This is a genomic window from Bacillus sp. sid0103 (genome assembly GCF_019219025.1).
The window spans coordinates 84741-103425 of record NZ_JAHUWN010000011.1; the positions used below are offsets into that span (position 1 = coordinate 84741).

Annotated in this window: 17 protein-coding genes, 1 pseudogene and 1 riboswitch; of the genes and pseudogenes, 9 read left to right on the forward strand and 9 right to left on the reverse strand. The window is 38.8% G+C overall.

Features of this window, described 5'->3' with window-relative positions; genetic code table 11:
• Positions 1-40: 40 nt before the first annotated feature.
• The 3 genes and pseudogenes from KW850_RS13860 to KW850_RS13870 all read left to right on the forward strand — a co-directional run.
• Positions 41-1375 (forward strand): polysaccharide biosynthesis protein, encoded by a 1335-nt coding sequence (locus tag KW850_RS13860; protein WP_218348167.1) that lies wholly within the window; start codon positions 41-43, stop codon positions 1373-1375.
• A gap of 93 nt (positions 1376-1468) precedes the next feature.
• Entirely contained in the window at positions 1469-1987 is a 519-nt protein-coding gene (locus KW850_RS13865; protein WP_218348168.1) for an RNA polymerase sigma factor, read from the forward strand.
• A gap of 16 nt (positions 1988-2003) precedes the next feature.
• Positions 2004-3776 (forward strand): annotated as a pseudogene (locus KW850_RS13870) (aromatic amino acid hydroxylase); the annotation flags it as partial.
• 63 nt (positions 3777-3839) lie between these two features.
• Here KW850_RS13870 and KW850_RS13875 read toward each other — a convergent pair.
• The 3 genes from KW850_RS13875 to KW850_RS13885 form a co-directional block, all read right to left on the reverse strand.
• Positions 3840-4475, reverse strand: coding sequence for a Bax inhibitor-1/YccA family protein (locus tag KW850_RS13875; RefSeq protein WP_218348170.1), 636 nt, complete (start codon positions 4473-4475; stop codon positions 3840-3842).
• A gap of 49 nt (positions 4476-4524) precedes the next feature.
• Complete coding sequence (gene mscL, locus KW850_RS13880) at positions 4525-4914, reverse strand: large-conductance mechanosensitive channel protein MscL (RefSeq protein WP_218348171.1); 390 nt, start codon at positions 4912-4914, stop codon at positions 4525-4527.
• Between the two features lie 126 nt (positions 4915-5040).
• Positions 5041-6540: a LuxR C-terminal-related transcriptional regulator gene (locus KW850_RS13885; protein ID WP_218348172.1), complete on the reverse strand. Its 1500-nt coding sequence runs from the start codon at positions 6538-6540 to the stop codon at positions 5041-5043.
• 203 nt (positions 6541-6743) lie between these two features.
• Between KW850_RS13885 and KW850_RS13890 the strand changes: the two genes are divergently transcribed.
• Genes KW850_RS13890 through KW850_RS13900 form a run of 3 tightly spaced genes read left to right on the forward strand, consistent with a single transcriptional unit; the run spans position 6744 to position 8908 of the window.
• Positions 6744-7319, forward strand: coding sequence for a DUF6230 family protein (locus KW850_RS13890; protein ID WP_218348173.1), 576 nt, complete (start codon positions 6744-6746; stop codon positions 7317-7319).
• 16 nt (positions 7320-7335) lie between these two features.
• Positions 7336-7722: a DUF6114 domain-containing protein gene (locus KW850_RS13895; protein WP_218348174.1), complete on the forward strand. Its 387-nt coding sequence runs from the start codon at positions 7336-7338 to the stop codon at positions 7720-7722.
• Between the two features lie 13 nt (positions 7723-7735).
• On the forward strand, positions 7736-8908 hold the full coding sequence (locus tag KW850_RS13900) for a hypothetical protein (protein ID WP_218348175.1): 1173 nt from the start codon (positions 7736-7738) through the stop codon (positions 8906-8908).
• A gap of 37 nt (positions 8909-8945) precedes the next feature.
• Here KW850_RS13900 and KW850_RS13905 read toward each other — a convergent pair whose 3' ends face one another.
• The 3 genes from KW850_RS13905 to KW850_RS13915 all read right to left on the reverse strand — a co-directional run bounded on the left by KW850_RS13905 (position 8946) and on the right by KW850_RS13915 (position 13981).
• Positions 8946-10178 (reverse strand): aminopeptidase, encoded by a 1233-nt coding sequence (locus tag KW850_RS13905; protein WP_218348176.1) that lies wholly within the window; start codon positions 10176-10178, stop codon positions 8946-8948.
• Positions 10179-10515: 337 nt separating this feature from the next.
• Entirely contained in the window at positions 10516-11784 is a 1269-nt protein-coding gene (locus KW850_RS13910; protein ID WP_218348177.1) for an MDR family MFS transporter, read from the reverse strand.
• 106 nt (positions 11785-11890) lie between these two features.
• Positions 11891-13981 carry a DNA topoisomerase III gene (locus tag KW850_RS13915; RefSeq protein ID WP_218348178.1) on the reverse strand — a complete coding sequence of 697 codons (2091 nt, stop codon included), beginning with the start codon at positions 13979-13981 and terminating at the stop codon, positions 11891-11893.
• Positions 13982-14305: 324 nt separating this feature from the next.
• Here KW850_RS13915 and hutH point away from each other — a divergent pair, with 324 nt between their 5' ends.
• A complete protein-coding gene (hutH, locus tag KW850_RS13920) occupies positions 14306-15832 on the forward strand; it encodes a histidine ammonia-lyase (protein ID WP_218348179.1) in 1527 nt (508 codons plus the stop codon).
• A 31-nt stretch (positions 15833-15863) separates the two neighbouring features.
• Here hutH and KW850_RS13925 read toward each other — a convergent pair whose 3' ends face one another.
• Positions 15864-16067 carry a hypothetical protein gene (locus KW850_RS13925; protein WP_218348180.1) on the reverse strand — a complete coding sequence of 68 codons (204 nt, stop codon included), beginning with the start codon at positions 16065-16067 and terminating at the stop codon, positions 15864-15866.
• A gap of 624 nt (positions 16068-16691) precedes the next feature.
• A riboswitch (cyclic di-GMP riboswitch) is annotated at positions 16692-16781 on the forward strand.
• 30 nt (positions 16782-16811) lie between these two features.
• Between KW850_RS13925 and KW850_RS13930 the strand changes: the two genes are divergently transcribed.
• Positions 16812-16934 carry an anti-repressor SinI family protein gene (locus KW850_RS13930; RefSeq protein ID WP_256358252.1) on the forward strand — a complete coding sequence of 41 codons (123 nt, stop codon included), beginning with the start codon at positions 16812-16814 and terminating at the stop codon, positions 16932-16934.
• Positions 16935-17018: 84 nt separating this feature from the next.
• Here KW850_RS13930 and KW850_RS13935 read toward each other — a convergent pair whose 3' ends face one another.
• A complete protein-coding gene (locus KW850_RS13935) occupies positions 17019-17345 on the reverse strand; it encodes a helix-turn-helix domain-containing protein (RefSeq protein ID WP_218348181.1) in 327 nt (108 codons plus the stop codon).
• 284 nt (positions 17346-17629) lie between these two features.
• Between KW850_RS13935 and map the strand changes: the two genes are divergently transcribed.
• Positions 17630-18379, forward strand: a complete 750-nt coding sequence (map, locus tag KW850_RS13940) for a type I methionyl aminopeptidase (RefSeq protein ID WP_218348182.1) — start codon at positions 17630-17632, stop codon at positions 18377-18379.
• 35 nt (positions 18380-18414) lie between these two features.
• Here the strand turns inward: map and KW850_RS13945 are convergent, their stop codons facing one another.
• Positions 18415-18639, reverse strand: coding sequence for a DUF1128 domain-containing protein (locus KW850_RS13945; protein WP_026564441.1), 225 nt, complete (start codon positions 18637-18639; stop codon positions 18415-18417).
• Positions 18640-18685: the final 46 nt, after the last annotated feature.

Genomic DNA, 18685 nt, shown 5'->3' on the forward strand with positions numbered 1-18685 from the left:
ATAAGTTTATAAAAGTGAGACTAGTATGGAGGAGAAAAAATTGAGGATTTATTATAAGGGAATATTCTTTTTAGCTGCCGCTGCTTTTTTGGGGGAAGGTATTGAAGTTTTAGTAAATATGATTCTTGCTCGAGAGTTAGGACCACACGGGCTAGGCCTGTATATGTCCATTTTGCCATCGATATTCTTCATTGTTTTACTATCAAGCTTTGAGTTGCCTGTATCAATTTCAAAATTTATTGCAGAAAGGGAAGAACGTTATCACCGTAATATCCTTCATCATGCCCTTACGATTACGATTGTGTTCTCGGCTGTACTTTTTTTAGCAGCAACTGTGCTTATTCCGTTTATTCCTGTGTTTGATAAATATCATCCATACGTTAGATGGCTTGTTTTGATCTTAATCCCAATCATTTCCTTCACGTCCGTCGCGAGGGGATATTTTATGGGAAAGCAACAAATGGGGAAAATAGCAGTCTCTAATTTTTTAAGGAAAACCATTCAACTCGCTGGATTGTTTCTTCTCTTTCGTTTGTTTGCCTTTGACACATCCGAGTCATTGTTAATCGCAATTGGTACATTTATTGGAAGCGAGATTGTTGTGTTCCTATATTTATTCTACATGTTCATTATCCAGTTTCAGCAATTGAAACGACAGCCATTTTCTAATATGAAACGCAAGGTAGTTCAGAAGAATTTAATGGCAGTATCGATTCCAACCACGGGTCTTCGGTTGTTCTCAGCATTCACTGGTGCAATACAACCCTTTGTCATTAAGGCAGCGTTGGTTCGTTCTGGTATGAGCGAAACAGTAGCGACCGAGCAATTTGGGCTGCTGATGGGAGTAGCCATGTCAATTGGCTTTTTCCCAGCATTTATTGCCCATTCCCTTATGGTCGTTCTAATTCCAGCTGTATCCAAGACTTATTCACAGGGTGATTATCAAAGGCTCCAAAAAATGCTTCAACAGGTGATGAAGCTCACCTTTGTATACGGGGTCGCAGCTGTAGCTATTTTCTACTTTTTTGCACCGGAGTTAACTTCGCTATTTTTTAAATCAGAAACACCAGCCCTATTTTTACAATTACTCTGGCCATTTTTCTTATTTCACTTCTTTATCATGCCGATGCAGGCCTTTTTGTTTGGGCTTAATTTACTTAAAGAGACATTTATTCATATCATTTGGTCGACCATCATCACCTTTGCACTCATTCTACTACTTGCAGCGATGCCAGAATGGAGAATGGCTGGGGTTATTATTGGAATGAATACAGGCGCTGTTTTATTAGCGCTTATGCATTATATAACCATTTGCAAAAAAATCGGAGTAAGTATTTTAATGAAAGGACTCATTCATAATACGACTGAGCGATAAATTTTAAAAAATTACTTCTTAACTGTAGGGGTTAATAAGTCCATTCCGTCTATTATTATGAAAAGTTATTTTTCGACTTGGAGGACTTGGAAAATGAATAATGGACGTACCCCGTCATTTGAAGAAGTAGTTATGGAATACGGAAGAGCAATTTATCAATATATTTTATCGTTAGTGAAGCATAAAGAACTTGCAGAGGACATCTATCAGGAGGTATTACTCTCTGCCTATTTAGCATATCCTTCAATAAAGGAGCAATCCAAAAATAAAGGATGGTTTTTTACGATTGCTATCAATAAATGTCGTGATTATTGGCGGAAAGAAAAAAAGTCAAAACAATTTTGGAGGGAAGAAGTTTATTCCTATTCAGCCTCATTTGAACCATCTTTAATCCCCGAAGAGGAAGTTTTACATAAATTTTCTGCTGAACAAATGGCTGAAAAGGTGAACCTATTACCGGAAATCTACAGATATCCTATCTATCTATATTACTATCAAGATTTCTCTCTCGTCGAAATTGCTAAGAAAAGTAATCTTCCAATGTCTACAGTAAAAACAAGGATGAGAAGGGCAAAGGAAAGACTCCGACCAAAAATGCAGTCACTCGCATGATGATACCAGTAAAAAATATTCTTTGAGAAGGAGAATGTTGACGATGACTGGAAATGGAGCAAAAAAAGGCCAGGCGCACCTGCAGCCATATATTTCAAAGCAGTTTTACTATCGATATACACCCATTGACCACGCCGTGTGGCGATTCGTCATGAAGCAAAATCATTACTTTTTAAAAGATATCGCCCATCCTGCCTATGTAAATGGTCTGCGTGATTCAGGTATTAAAACGGAATCCATTCCGAAGGTAGATGACATGAATGAAAGTCTTGCCAAAGTTGGCTGGGGGGCCGTTACGATTGACGGGTTAATTCCTGGTTCTGTGTTTTATGGCTTTCTGGCAAATGGTATCTTACCAATTGCAACAGAAATCAGAAACATCCAAAACATTGCTTATACCCCTGCTCCGGATATGATCCATGAGGCAGCCGGACACGCTCCCATTTTATTAGATCAATCTTATCGGGATTTTGTAAGGAAAATTGGCGAGATGGGAGCGAAAGCTCTTTCCAGTAAAGAAAAATTTGAGGTATTTAAAGCGGTTCGCCACCTAACCATTGTTGCAGAAGATCCCAATTCAACCCCTGAACAAGTTAAAGAGGCAGAGATGCTTGTCGCTGAAGCTAGAAAGAAAGTGAAAGGGTTGTCGGAATCCGATATGGTTTCAAGGCTATTTTGGTGGACAGTGGAATATGGCTTGATTGGCGATATCAACAATCCGAAGATCTATGGGGCAGGTTTACTTTCATCAGTAGGTGAGAGTCAGAGTTGTTTAGCCGATGATGTTAAAAAGATTCCGTTTTCAGTCGAAGAATGTATCAAAACACCATATGATGTCACCAAGCCGCAGCCGCAATTATTTGTATGTAAAGACTTTGATGAATTAGCGGCTGCCATAGATCAATTTGCTGGTACGATGGCCTTTAAGAAAGGCGGCACGGAAAGTCTTGAAAAAGCCTTGAATTCTGATAATCTTGCAACGTTTGTATTCTCGTCTGGATTGCAAGTGACGGGGACATTGGCAACAATATTAAAGGATGAGAAGGGAGAAGCTGTTTATATTAGAACCAAAGGGCCGACCGCCCTTTCTCTGGATCAGAAGCAATTAGTGAATCATGGCAAGGATACACATCATAAAGGCTTTGGAACACCAATAGGCAGTCTTGAAGGAAAGATAGTATTAGAGAATTGCTCAATGTCTCAATTAAAGGATTTAGGCATTATTGAGGGCAGCGAAGCCGTGTTGAAATTTGAAAGCGGTGTCAATGTAAAGGGGCGTGTCAAGACAATTTTGTTGTCAGCTGGTAAACCAATCTTAATCTCTTTTAAGGATTGCCAAGTAACATATCAGGGGCAAGTCCTTTTTGAGCCAGCATGGGGGACGTATGATATGGCAGTCGGCGCAGCAACCACGTCTGTGTTTGCAGGCGCTGCAGATCCAGATGCATATTTTGAATGGCCAACAATAAATGATACAGATAGTATGAAGGAATTAGAGGTTCGTCAATTAAATGAATTAGAAATGCTCTATGCTGAAATCCGCAGCCTGCGAGAGGGAAAGGAATGGAATGAACAGAGTTGGTCCATTTTGGAGAAGGTGATAGCGACTCTTGATAAGAAATATCCCAATGAATGGTTATTAAGACTGGAAATACTTGATATCTATAAGTTGCAAAATAACAGTCATCCCAACGTAAAAAGAATTTCTGAAATGTTATTAAATAAAAACTGGGGGAAATCAGTTAATCAGGTGATTCAACGCGGGTTCACTTTAATAAATAATAGTTAAAGGAAAAGGAGCTTGGGATTCCAAGCTCCTTTCTTATATGGTCTAGGACGAACACGTTACTAGTTAGTCTTTACTTGATAGAATACCGAAAATACGAAGGATGCTAACAAATAGGTTAATAAAATTCAAATATAAGTTTAATGCCATCAATGGTACTTCTTCTGCTCTAACCCCATAATGCTTCATGCGGCTGAAGTCAAACAGAACATAACCGCTAAATACAATCACTCCAATTATAGAGAAAGCAAGCATCGCCGTCGACCCTAATGGAAAGAAGATATTATAAATAGAAATTGCTATTAAGGCTAGCAAAGCAGCTAGCAGGAATCCACCTAAAAAGGAAAAGTTTGATTTTGATTTCGTCGCATAAATAGCCACACCCGTAAAAACAACTGTTGTACTTGCAAAGGCCATGACAACAACGTTTGCCCCTGCAGCAGCTGTGTAATAGGCTACTATTGGGAATAGAGTAATTCCTGAGATAAAAGTAAAGATATATAGAAATGAATAAGAAATCGCCTTTTTACGTCTGAAAAAGAATGCGATCATGAGCATTACAAATTCTAGAATCGCAAGCGGCATAAATAGACTATCTGGTACAAATCCACCTGCCATAGTGCCCAAGAAAGCAATCGCAAGTGAAAGGGCAAATGTTCGTATTACGGATGGCAAAAATTCAGTAGATGTTTGAGTATACAAATTTTTCACCTCAAAAATTATTTGTTACTAAAGATATACGATTAATTGGTCAAGATGTTTCATTTTTTCTAAAAAAATCTTTATCTTCTTTTAATAAATCGCGAATTTCCGCTAATAATTCCTCTGAACGGTCCACTTTTGCTACAACTGGGGCTGGTTCTTCTTTTTTCTTAAAGCGGTTAAGAAACTTCACAAATAAGAATATAGAAAAGGAAATAATTAAGAAATCGACTACGGTTTGAATAAATTTTCCATAGGCTAATTTTCCGTAAGCAAGATCAGAAAAATCAACGACTCCAATAATCAAACCAATTAAAGGCATAATAATATCGGCGACCAGAGATGACACTATTTTGCCAAATGCCCCGCCGATAATAACACCGACGGCTAAATCAATCACATTGCCTTTCATAGCAAACTGTTTAAATTCATTCCACATGAATCTTCCTCCTCAATGCCTGTTTTGTTAATTGTATATTGTACCTCTTAATCATCGATAATAGCAATCCCTACTCGACCTGTCCGAATAAGCCTGTCATTCAGACAATAATAGGGTAACCTTGTATTAAGAAATTAAATTCATCTTTATCGCTTTAACCGCCGCATCCGTTCGGTTTTTTGCAGCTAATTTTTGAATGATGATTGAGATATAATCTCGAACTGTATAACTGCTAAGATGAAGCGTGGTTGCTGCTTCATTTATGGTTGCCCCGTCGGCGATTAGCTTTAATACCTCTTTCTCACGCTGTGTTAAGACGCCATTGGCGTTTCCGAATTGTTGAAGGGCCTCGTCTCTAATGGAGAAAAGCAATTCCCCGGCGTAATGCCCAAATTTTATTAAAGTAGTTAACGTTTGAATAGAAACGTCAAATTGAGAATCTTCCCCTTTGTCCAATAGAGCAATCCCAATTAGCTTACTTTTGGTTGGCACAAATATAGGTAAGACCACTAGGGATTTTAACTTATATTCTTGGACATATTTTTTCGGTAACACCTGGGCAGCATTTGCAAAGTACAGGGGTTGAGAATGGTTTAAAGAATGGCCATATTTCTTTATTAAAGGGAGTTTGAATATTTCCTCCTTAATCTGCTGAACAGACGGATTGCTTACATTATAGCCTGAAACTCCGATTCCTTTCCCCTCGTAGTGGTTATACATAAAAAGGGCGCAGCGATTAAAGGGCATATACTCGACTAACCCTTCCGAAATAGCCTTAACAGCCTTATCCGCCCCCCGTGCACGTAATAAGTGCTGTAAGAAGAGAAGAGAGGCATCCTTCCATTCCAACTTACTTTCTAGATGACGCAGTTTTAGCTGGCGCAAATACATCCCTCTAATAAATTCGATTTCGTAATCGGTGACTGCGACACTACTATTTTGCAATCCGATTAACAAAGTGTCGTTCAAACAAGGAATTCGGAGAATAGTATCCCCATCGCTGTTTGTTCCTAAAAGTCTAGCGATAGCCATTGATAAGTGGTCGATTTGACTGGCCTTTAAACTCGTGGACATATCGATTAAATGGCTATCCACTTGATTTTGCTCGGAACAGACAACACTTTCAACCTGATACTCTTCTTGCTTATTTATGACAGCGATCCATTCCATTTGAATAATGTTAGTTGAAATAATATTTTTTACCCACTTCTCATTCCGATCCTCAAGATCACGTGTTAATAACGTTTGGTCGAGTATTCTCGAAAAAACGGATTGGACAGCCTGATGATCGAGAAATGTAGAAGATTTACGTTCCGTTAACAGCTTATGAAACATATTTTCAATCGTCGTTAATAAGTAGATTGACTCGTTTTCATCATATTTTGAGGCGAAACGATTTTGCCATTCCGTAAGAAGGGAAAGGATGAAGGAGTCGACACTAGGGATTTTATCGAGAAACACCTGTTGAAAAGCAATCTGGATCATAACATTAAATTCATCGACTAAACTGTCTTTTCGGTATTTTAACGTCGCCAGAACTTCCTTCCATTCTTTCATAAATGGCTTACTAAGTTGAAAAATAATCGAAAGTCCCCTTTGTAAAAGCTGATCCACTTTGTGCTCCATGTTCCTCCCACCTCACCTATATTTGTTTTTATATCGTTCGGCGGAATATTTTTCAATATGTCCGTAGTAGTACTCCTCCACCCGACATTTGACGGGGGTCTCGTATTTTTACGATAGATGACGTGATTGTGGCCGTGAAATAACAGTAGTAAGGTATAAAAAAGAGTAATATTTAAAAATTCAGAAAATAAGAGGAGGAGCGTATGGAAAGTACAATTCAGCCTGTTGAGGGTATGACAAGTAAAAAAGTTTTCTGGTCAGCTTTAGGTTCTGGAATTTTGGTGTTAGCGCTGTTATTAGTTTCATTTGGGATTTCAGGGGTAGCCTATGCTGTTCCAATTGCGGGTGTGGGTGACTTTTATGTCGAGTTTGACAAATTGGAGGGGAACGGTTATACCTTTTATCCAAAAATGGGTGAAACCAGCAGTGAAGACTCAGCACCACAAGGGACTAATTTAATAGATAACTTGACGATTGATCATTTGCAATTATATAAGGATTTCAAGGTCGGCGGGGAGTGGATTCGTGTTAAGATTACGGCCTCTAAACCCGTGCAGATTACTGGACTGCAACACGATGCAGGTCTGATTGAAGCAGATGCAAAATTTACAAACTTAGCCCTTAAAGAAAATCATAGCGATGATTGGCAAAAACAATTCCGACAAACCTCATCAAAAATCACCTTAGAACATGCCAAACTTAAAACACACTATCTTTTTCAGAAAACGATTAATATGAACGGAATGCGACTAACAGTTGAAAAGATTAATAAAAAATAAGTAAGGAGGGAATAAGATGAGATTTACTAAATGGCGGAAAAGCCGGCCCTTTGGGGGTTCATTGATGACAATCATCAGTGGACTCATGATTTTATGGGTACCATTAAACCTTTATTTAAGTACATTCCTGCCAGGATCGATTGCCATCATTGGTTTATTATTTGGCGGAGTGCTTACGTTAATTGGAATTGTGGCATTGTTTTTTCCAAATGCTTCGAAAATCCTTGGCATCTTCACTATCTTTCTATCAATATTATCTGTTATCGGAGCATTAGGAGGGTTCCTTTTCGGCACGCTATTTGGAATCATCGGTGGAGCTTTGCTGATGGCATGGCGGCTTGCACCTGTGAAAGTTAAAGCTTCACCTCCAATTGATAGAGAAAAAGCAGTCCACACTTTCTAAAGGAGAGCAAACAATGTGGTTGAAAAGCAAGGTGGTCTTGTTAAGCTTATGTCTTCCCTTACTAGGATTAACTATTTTCACTAGTGGTGGAGCAGCCAAGGCGGAAGAACCAAATACAGATGGTTTTCTCATTAAAGCAGACCGAGTTGTCGGTTCGGGTATGACAGCAAACATTATTCAACAAGAAACCTCTACAAATAATGGTAAACTAATGCTACGAATTCATTATAAATCAGCCATTATTTATGGAATGAAATTAACCAAGCAGATGAATTCACCAAGAGGTCAAATAAGCATTAATTTAAAAGCTAATGGGCCTGTTACCGTAAAGAATATGATTGTAGATACATCGGCTCTAACTTTTAAAGGGGCTTGCCTAAAGGCAGCAGAAACTATTCCAGAACTTGGGATGGAGCAGGTGGTCATGGTTGCTCATTATATGGAATCCGAAGATAGTATTATTAAGCAACTTGTTCTTAATACGGTTGCAGGGCAATCAACTGCACCCAAGCCAGGGAAGTTGAAAATTATTCAAGATTTAGGCTTGCTTCCTCTTAATCAATTGGATGAAGAGCTTGATAAAATTTCAAGTGGACATTTACCTCTCACATGTGAAGATGGCTCCAAAGCAGTTGAATCACCTGATAAGATTGGAAAAATCACTAAACCCGTTCAAGATGTGACTGAAGTGGTGACCCATCCGTTGAGACCGGTTACAATACCATTGGAGCCCATCGTAGAACCAATAAAGCCAATTTTGAAACCGTTAGAACCTGTAACCAAACCGCTCGAGCCTGTAACTAAACCACTTGAGCCAGTTTTGAAGCCACTTAAGCCTGTAACAAAGTCGCTTGACCCTGTCGTCAGTGGGGCAACGGAAAAGGTAGAACATATCGTAAAATCAACTTGTGAACAAATGGAGGATGCAAAGGGTGATATTAACAAGGAACTGGCATTGTCTTTAATTGATGAAGCTATTGCAAAGAAAATACCTTTGAAAGATGTCTGCCAGAGTGAACCTTCATTAACAAAAGAACTTCAAAACTTAGAAGAGGGCTTACTAAAATCACTCGGCCTTATTGATTTATTAGGGAAAGTAGTAACTGATGATCCTATTGAACAGCTTAATAATTTACGTGAGAAAATTGCAAAAGAAAAGGATGGAGCCATTATTTATTCACCATAGGAAAAAGAGCAGGTAATCCTGCTCTTTTGTTCTGATATTAGAAAGCCCAATTTCCGCTTCTAAACACTGGTTCTGATTTGCCATCGGCGGTGATTCCATCGATGTCCATTTCAGTGGAACCAATCATAAAGTCCACATGAGTGATACTTTCATTTAAGCCATGCTCTTTCAATTCTTCAGAAGACATTTTCTTCCCGCCTTCAAGACAGAAAGCATAGGCACTGCCGATTGCCAAATGGTTTGAGGCATTTTCATCAAATAATGTATTAAAGAAAAGAATATTGGATTGGGAAATTGGCGAGTTATAAGGTACAAGGGCAACCTCGCCCAGATAATGGGATCCTTCGTCCGAATCAACAAGACGCTTAAGGATTTCTTCGCCTTCTTCTGCTTTCACCCCAACAATTTTTCCATTTTCAAATGTAATCGAAAAGCGGTCAATAATATTTCCACCGTAACTTAAAGGTTTTGTGCTTGCAACTGTCCCATTTACACCTGTTCGATAAGGAACAGTGAACACTTCTTCTGTTGGCATGTTTGCCATAAACTCGAAGCCATTCTCATTGACACTGCCTGCGCCCACCCAGATGTGTTTTTCAGGAAGCTCAATCGTTAAGTCTGTACCTGGGGCTTTGTAATGAAGCTTTTGGTATCTTTTTTCGTTTAAATAGTGAACTTTTTCATGAAGCGTTTCGTCATGTTTCTTCCAAGCATCTACTGGATTTTCGACGTCTGCACGTACTGCTTTAAAAATCGCATCCCAAAGCGTATTTACTTGATTTTCAACAGGCTCATCAGGGAATACTTTTGCTGCCCATGCAGGTGACGCTGCTGCGACAACCGTCCAACTCACTTTATCAGATTGTACAGCCTTACGATAATTTGACAATGCTGTTCCTGCAGCCTTGTTGAAGTTAGAAATCCGTTCTGGATTCACACCCTTCAATAAATCAGGGCTCGTGGAAATGACCGACATAAAAGCTGCACCATGAGCTGCTAGATCTTCCATTTCTTTAGCACGCCATACTGGGTACTCAAGGAAAGCTTCATCTGGGGCTAGGTCATATTTTGTTTTTGTAACGGTATCGTCGTTCCAATTAACGATGACATTTTGGGCACCAGTTTCGTATGCCTTTTTAACAATCAGACGAATAAATTCCGCCGCATCTAAGGTGGCATTAACGACTAGGGTTTGACCTTTTTGGATATTTACACCAACCTTAACAGCCAGTTCAGCATACTTTTCCAGTTTTTTTTGAAATTCACTCATATGTATGTCTCCTTTTTCAGAATCTTCCTTTATTGTAGCGTTATTAATTGGAAAAAGAAACTAGTATCCATGTAGCAAATAAATGCTAAAAAAACAGTAAAGATTTTCATCTTTACTGCATCTTGCTGCCGTATACTTTTATATTAAAATAAACACCTGCTGAAAATATTACTAGGAATGTTAAAATACCTGACAATGATGTTGGAGACATGAACTGGGATAATTCCATTGTTTCCACCGCCCTTATATTAATAACTTTTATAAGTTAATTATAAATACTATCCAGGTAAATGTGAACAATTTAGTACAAATATTGTGGGATTATTGACACACTTTTTTACATCTGCGATCCAATCTTTTGCTTTTCAAAGGAATAAAACATGACCCAATACATCCCTGCACTTAACAGGGCAAGAATAACTAACACGAAAAACGTCCAACTATACCCGATCAATACCGTCATTGGAATCGCTAGTGGTGCAATCGTACGGCTAATGGTAAACCGCAGGCTTGCTGCAGCAAAATATTGCCCTCGCATATGATCAGGAGCAAGTCTCGATACAAAGCTTTGCTGGAGACCAGCCCCCATTAATTCAGCAAAGGTGAAAACAGCCATGGCAATCATTAAACCCCAAATCCAAGTGGTTTGACTAAAAAGAACCATCGAAACCGCGTAAACAACAGACGAGAGAACAAATACATTTCTTTCATAATAATTACTCATCCACTTTGTGACGATTACGGTCAGCAGGGCGACAAGGAATCCATTTTCCGCAAGCACCAAACCAAAGGCCTGCTCACCATTGACCGAAAACGACCAGTTCCCTAGTGAAAAAAGACTTTGCTCGTGGTAGACATCCTTTATATAAACGGGAATCAACAAATCCAATTGCATGAATGTTTGCCCAGCTAAAACACCTGCAAGAATAAATAACAAGAAGGTTTTATCTTTAAGAATTAGAGAATAATCACTTAATTGCTTTTTTAAAAAGTAATACCATTTCCCGTCAGGCGAAAAATCGTTATGTTTAACCGGCACCGTTTCTCGAGTCCATTTGGCAAGAATAAGTCCCAAGGCAATACAAATAAACCCAGCGGCAAGTAAGAGTTGGAATCGGTAATGAACATAAAAAATCGCACCTAGAATAGGGCCAATTACAACCGCAATATTAATAGAAGTGTAAAATATAGCAAACACATTACTTCTATCTTTTTCATCGACGACATCCGCTACCATCGCTTGGCTCGCAGGCCAATAAAAGGAACCGAAAACACCGGCTACTGCAAAAGCGACAAACCCCAGCCACGGGGATTGAAACCATGGTGAACTAGCGAAGCCAAATGCGATAAACGAAAGTCCTTGTCCGATAGCAGACAGAACCATCATCCGTTTTCGCCCGAACCGGTCCGCACAGTAACCGCCCATAAGGTTTGCTAGAACAGAAAAAACCTGTGAAAAAACTAATAATATTCCTGCTTTACTTTTACCGAACGCTTCTGAAAAATATATCGTTAAAAACGGAAAAAACATCCAAAACGTGATGTTCATCATCGCTTCGCTAAATAAGCGGACCTTTAAATTAGGATCCCAATCCCTAATCCTCATACAATGTCCTCGTTTCTACATTTTTGATTTAACAATCATACTTTTTTGAATTGAAAAACTTACAATATTAATGGTAAGCACTTCGTTGAGCGCTTACCATTAATGATTAATCCTGATTTTTTAAGGCTTGTTTCAGTAAGTCTCCCAAACTAGTTCCGAAATCTTCTTTTGGTGTGTATTTCTGTACGAGCTTTTGTGCTTCTTTTTTATTGACTGCTTTTTTCTTGTCTTCTGCTTTTTCAACGACATTACAACGGCGGCATTGGAAATACATGCCCGCCTTTCCATTGTGAATTTCCATTTTCTTATGGCACTGTGGGCAGCGGCGGTTGGAAAGCTTTGGATCCTTTCGTTTCCGGAATGAACACTCAGGGCTCGAGCAAACGAGAATTTTACCTTCCTTTGTATTCCTTTCTTTTAGGAACTCGTTACACTCAGGACATCTCGAGCCAGTCAAATTGTGTGCCCGATAGGATTTTTCGCTTTTTTTAATTTCAGATACCAATTGCTCCGTTTGACTGCGAATCTTTTGTAAAAAGACTTTGGGATCGGCCTTCCCTTTAGAGATTTTTTCAAGTTCTTGCTCCCATTTGGCCGTTAATTCCGGTGACTTTAATTCATCATTGACAAGGTCAATGAGTTGCTTGCCTTTTTTTGTTGGGTGGAAGCGTCCACTTTGTCGTTCCACGACTTCTGTTTCCACCAATCTTTCAATAATTTCTGCTCTTGTTGCTGGGGTCCCTAGACCGAATTTCTCCATTTGCGACAGGACATCAGCTTCAGAATAGCGCTGCGGCGGCTCAGTCCATTTTTGATTAATTGAACTGCTTTTTACCGTAAAGGACTGACCCTGGGATAATTTTTGCAGTCCAGTGGTCAATTTCTCCATTTCTTCTTTTCCTAACACTTTTTTGAAGCCCAAGTCGATAACATTCGTTTCTTTGGTGGTAAAGGTTTCGCCTTCGACCTTAAATGTTGCCTGAATGGTTTCATATTCATAAGCCGGTAAAAACAATGCTAAGAAACGTCTGGCAATGATGTCGTACAGTTTTCTTTCATCTGAATCCAGTTCACTAAGATTCAGTCGTTGTTCCGTTGGGATAATTGCGTGATGATCTGTTACCTTTTCATTGTTAAAAACACGTTTGGCGAGTACAATCCCCTTGTTCGCAAGAAGAGGACGGACTTCCTCCTTATATCCAGAAGCCATTCCATGCAGGCGATCTGTCATTGTGTTTATCATATCTATAGTTAAATAGCGTGAATCGGTTCTAGGATAAGTGACCAATTTGTATTGTTCATAAAGACGTTGTAAGACGGATGAGGTCTTTTTCGCCGAAAAACCAAAACGCTTATTGGCATCACGCTGTAATTCGGTTAAATCGTAAGGTAGTGGCTGTGGTTCTGATTTTTTCTTCCGGTCAATTTTATCAAGCACAGCCTTTTTACCATTTACTTTCGATTGGATGGTTTCGGCTTTGGCCTTATCGAAGATGCGCTTTTCATTGTCCCGTTCCCAATCCGTTGAAAGTGGGCCAATTTCGGCATGAATGGTCCAATATTCCTTGGAAACAAAAGATTGAATCTGCTGCTCACGTTCCAAAACAAGGGCAAGAGTAGGGGTCTGAACGCGTCCTGCAGAAAGCGGATCTTTATATTTAGTGGTCAATGCTCTTGTTACATTTAATCCGATTAACCAGTCGGCTTCTGCTCTACAAACAGCTGAATGATAGAGGTCCTCAAATTGTTTACCTGGTTTTAATTGCTTGAAGCCGTCTTTAATAGCTTTATCTGTTTGCGAAGAAATCCATAGCCTCTTCAATGGCTTGTTCCAACGAATCTTCTCAAGAATCCAGCGGGCAACCAGCTCGCCTTCACGACCTGCATCTGTTGCAATGATACATTCATTAATGTCTTTCCGCTTTGCTAACGACTCAATGGCACGGAATTGATGGCTGGTTTGTTTCATGACCAATAAGCCCATTTTGGGGGGAATAATCGGAAGATCCTCCAAATTCCATGTTTTATATTTCGGATCATAATGTTCTGGCATTTTTAATTCGATTAAGTGTCCTAATGCCCATGTGACAATGTATTGATTTCCTTCCATATAACTTTTATGTTTTTGATTGCATCCAAGGACGCGTGCGAGTTCACGGGCCACACTCGGCTTTTCTGCAAGAACGAGAGATTTCATAATTACTCCTTTCAAGTACATCCATTTTGACCTTTATATAGTATAACGGAAACTCCAGCTATTTTGTAATCTGAGTTGTTCACCTTTCATTTGTTATTGTGCTAAAGTATTATCGTGCTAAAATTCTGAAAATTTGATTGACAATTAAGCTTTTCATCCCATACAATAATTATCATTAAGATAGTTAAAGAATGGAATGATACCCATGAGAAATCTGAAAATATTCAATCAGTTAACCATAAAAGAGGCTGGACTCCAAATCAATTAGATTCGGAATCCAGCCTCTTTCTTTATTATACTACAGTGGTAGAGGAGAGAGATTATATGATCACACTTACAGGTGGAAGCTTAACATTAGAACAAATGAAGGATGTATTATATCGCAAGCAAAAGGTCAATGCCTCAGACAAGAGTATGGATGCAGTCAAGAAGAGCCGTGAAGCAGTGGAAAGAATCGTTGCAGAATCAAGGGTGGTTTATGGAATTACGACAGGTTTTGGGAAATTCAGCGACGTACTTATTGATAAGAATCATGTTCAAGACCTTCAGCTTAATTTAATTCGTTCCCATGCATGCGGGGTGGGAGAGCCTTTTCCAGAAATCGTTTCAAAAGCAATGGTGTTACTCCGTGCTAACGCACTCCTAAAGGGATTTTCAGGGGTCAGGCCGATTGTCATTGAAAAATTATTAGAGTTAGTGAATAAAGATATTATTCCAGTCATCCCGCAGCAAGGTTCTCTTGGGGCAAGTGGTGATTTAGCTCCGCTTTCCCATCTGGCATTGGTTTTAATTGGGGAGGGAGAGGTTTTTTACAAAGGCAAGCAAATGGAAGCCTTTCATGCACTCCAACAAGAAGGGATTTTACCCTTAACATTGGAAGCAAAAGAAGGTCTCGCACTTATTAATGGTACCCAAGCGATGACTGCGATGGGGGTAATCGGTTATCTGGAAGCAGAGCAGCTGGCTGAAGAAAGTGAACTGATTGCTGCCATGACTATGGAGGGGTTAAACGGAATTATTGATGCATTTGCCGAAGAAGTTCATGTGGCTAGAGGGTATCAACAGCAAATTGATACGGCAGCAAGAATCCGCCGTTATTTAAGCGATAGTTTATTAACAACCCAGCAGGGAGAGTTACGTGTCCAAGACGCATATTCACTCCGCTGTATTCCACAGGTCCATGGTGCCTCGTGGCAAGCCTTGGATTATGTGAAAGAAAAGCTAGAGATCGAAATGAATGCAGCAACTGATAATCCGTTAATTTTTGATAATGGTGAGAAGGTCATTTCAGGGGGGAACTTCCACGGCCAACCGATTGCTTTTGCAATGGATTTTATGAAAATTGCCGTTGCAGAACTGGCAAATATTTCGGAAAGAAGAATTGAACGTTTAGTTAATCCACAGTTAAATGATTTGCCGGCATTTTTAAGCCCTCAACCTGGTTTACAATCGGGGGCGATGATCATGCAATATGCAGCGGCAGCACTTGTTTCAGAGAACAAAACACTTGCCCATCCAGCGAGTGTTGATTCTATTCCTTCATCAGCCAATCAAGAGGACCATGTAAGTATGGGGACGATTGCCTCAAGGCATGCTTATCAAATTATCCAAAATGCACGCAGAGTTTTGGCGATCGAACTAATTTGTGCCATGCAGGCGGTGGAGATTCGCGGGATTGATAAAATGGCTGCATATACTAAGGCGTTTTTTGATAAAGGCCGCGAACAGGTAGAATCGATTAAGCAAGATAGGGTGTTTTCAACGGATATCGAGAAAGCTGCCAAGTGGCTTAAGTCCATAGAATTTTCACATTTTATTAGAAATTTACGGATCGAAAAGGGACAGTTCTAAAAGGAAAAAGGCGTGAGGTGCTCACGCCTTTTTATTCTGTCTGATCATGCAGCAGACGAGCAGTGTCTCCTCGGTACTCGTCCTCATTTTCAACTCGGTTTTTAAATGCTTCTCGAACCACTAGGAATTCTTCGTCACCAATTGCTTCTTTTGCATGTTTTTCTGTTAAACCGTCTTTTGGGAAGTTCCCAGGGTGGTTTTTCTTTTTATGTTCAAAATGTTCTCCACGTGCCAAATGTAACACTCCTTTCGTCTTCGCAAGTATCATTCCCTAAATGGAGTGAATTCATTACATTTGATTAGCCAGTTAAAAAGAAAAAGCTGATTGAAAGAGGAATCTTCTAATAAGGATTCACTCTTCCCCAGCTTTTTGATTTGAAGAATCAGGCTTGCACATGCGGTCCAATAAATACCCAGCGAACAGAATAAAAGCAATCGGAATTGAAAAGTTTAACACATGAATAAAGGTCATCGCATTGCTTCACCACCTATATTTTAATATTTTAATATTTTTAATATTAAGAAAATTAATACGTTGTTTACATTATATGCTGATTGTCACAATTCAGACAAATATCTACGTGATAAATAACTATTTATTGACATAAGAAAAGGGAAGAATTTCTTCCAAAGTTTTATTCCTTTGACAAAAAAGGAGTGATGTATCGATTGTAAATGGGGGTATAATTGTAGATATATGGGATAATTTGTTAGAAAAAGTTGTTTGAATATTTGAAAATTACGACAAATTACAACACACTACTAAAATAGCACTAGATATAATATCAATGTGGATTAAGTAAATCGACCTATCGAAACTAAAAAGAAATGCTTATACAGTGACTTAAGTAGTGCTAGTGTCAGAAAAAGGCAAACCTGTTGAAAAGCAGGGACGCAAAGCCGAGGATCTAAGGCATGGATTGCATGCTAAGATGGCCGGGCTACCTGGAATACATTATGTATTTTAGGGGTGAGTAGAATGGTAATTACCGAAAGTAAGGTAGACGTAATTGATCAAGAATGGATTGCACTTATTTTAGAAGCAAAGGACTTAGGGTTATCCATAGAAGCTGTTCGTGATTTTTTGGTTAACAAGAGTTAGTTAGGCATTCACGAAAAACGTACATATATAAAAAAGCATTCTACAAAAATTATCTTTTTTGTAGAATGCTTTTCTTTTTCAATTTTATTTATCGTTTTGATTAATTCGCCACTTGTTAAATTCAAGGAAATCTCGGAATTGTTCTTTAGAAACGCCAGAATTCATGGCGTCTTTAACAAGAGTCATCCATTCAATATCTAATTCCTCTTTATTAATTTCTTCATGTATTAAATGGTCCACAGGAATATTTAAGACAACTGCGATTTTTTCCAGGAACTTTATAGAAGGATTTTCTTGTTTATTATTTTCAAGGTTACTTAAATAAGATTTCGCCACTCCTGCTTGAGAAGCAAGTTCTGAAAGCGACATTTTTTTATCTAAGCGAAATTTTTTTACGCGATCACCAATCATTAGTCTCACACCCAATTATTATTCACTTTACGATAATTCTATCAAAAAGAATATAAAAGTACCATATTAAGAACAAAGAAATATGACATAATAATGGAACTCGAGAAAAAATTTCAGTAAAAGTAATTTTGAAAAAATACTTGGATAGAGTTAATATTAAAAGTGTTGCCTATAACAGCTTATAGTATAATTCTCTAGAGGAATGTTTTTAGTCGAATAACATATTCGATTTGCATACATATAAAAATAAATAAATAAATAAAAAGGAAGGGGATCCTCCAATAATGATTGTCCTTAAATCACAACGTGAAATTGAAGCTATGAAAAAAGCTGGAGAAATCCTAGCTGCTTGTCATAAAGAAATAGCTAAAATGATTAAACCAGGTATTACGACGTGGGAAATCGATGTATTTGTCGAAGAGTTTCTTAAGAAAAAAGGTGCCACCCCAGAACAGAAGGGATATAAAGGCTACGAATATGCCACTTGTGCGAGTATAAATGACGAAATATGTCATGGCTTTCCAAGGAAGGAACCTTTAAAAGAAGGTGACATCGTCACAGTGGATATGGTTGTCAATTACAATGGTGCTTTAGCTGACTCCGCCTGGTCATATGCCGTTGGCGAGGTTTCAGAGGAAACGGAGCGTTTATTAAAAGTAACAAAGGAAGCACTTTACAAAGGGATCGAGCAAGCTATTGTCGGCAATCGAATTGGTGATATTGGGCACGCCATTCAAAAATATGTTGAAAGTGAAGGGTTTTCTGTCGTACGTGACTTTATTGGCCACGGAATTGGGGCGGTGATTCACGAGAAACCAGATGTTCCTCATTATGGGCTGCCAGGGAAAGGCGCAAGAATAAAGGAGGGTATGGTCTTTACGATTGAGCCCATGGTCAATGTAGGTAGATACCAAACAAAGATGGATCTCAATGGCTGGACTGCTAGAACCATTGATGGAAAATACTCAGCGCAATACGAGCATACTCTTGCAATTACAAAAGAGGGAACCATCATCTTAACTGAACAGGATTAAAAATAAACCCGTTATGTCTAATAACGGGTTTTGCTTTATTTCTTTCGAAGGCTTCCGAGTTCTTCCACTAGTGCCTGCATTTCATTAGGACTAAACGAATTCTTTCTTTGGACCATATCATAAATTTCTTTCAATTCCTCGTACATTTCTTCATCAAAGTGTGAAGGTTTTATTGCCCCTAGGTTCAAAACTTTCAGCTTTTCCTTTATTTGTTCAATCATATATTCGACATTTTCAATCGACTTTTCAGATAAATTCATTTCGGTCACCCTTTCCGAATTAATAAGTTCATCTTTTCATGTAAAA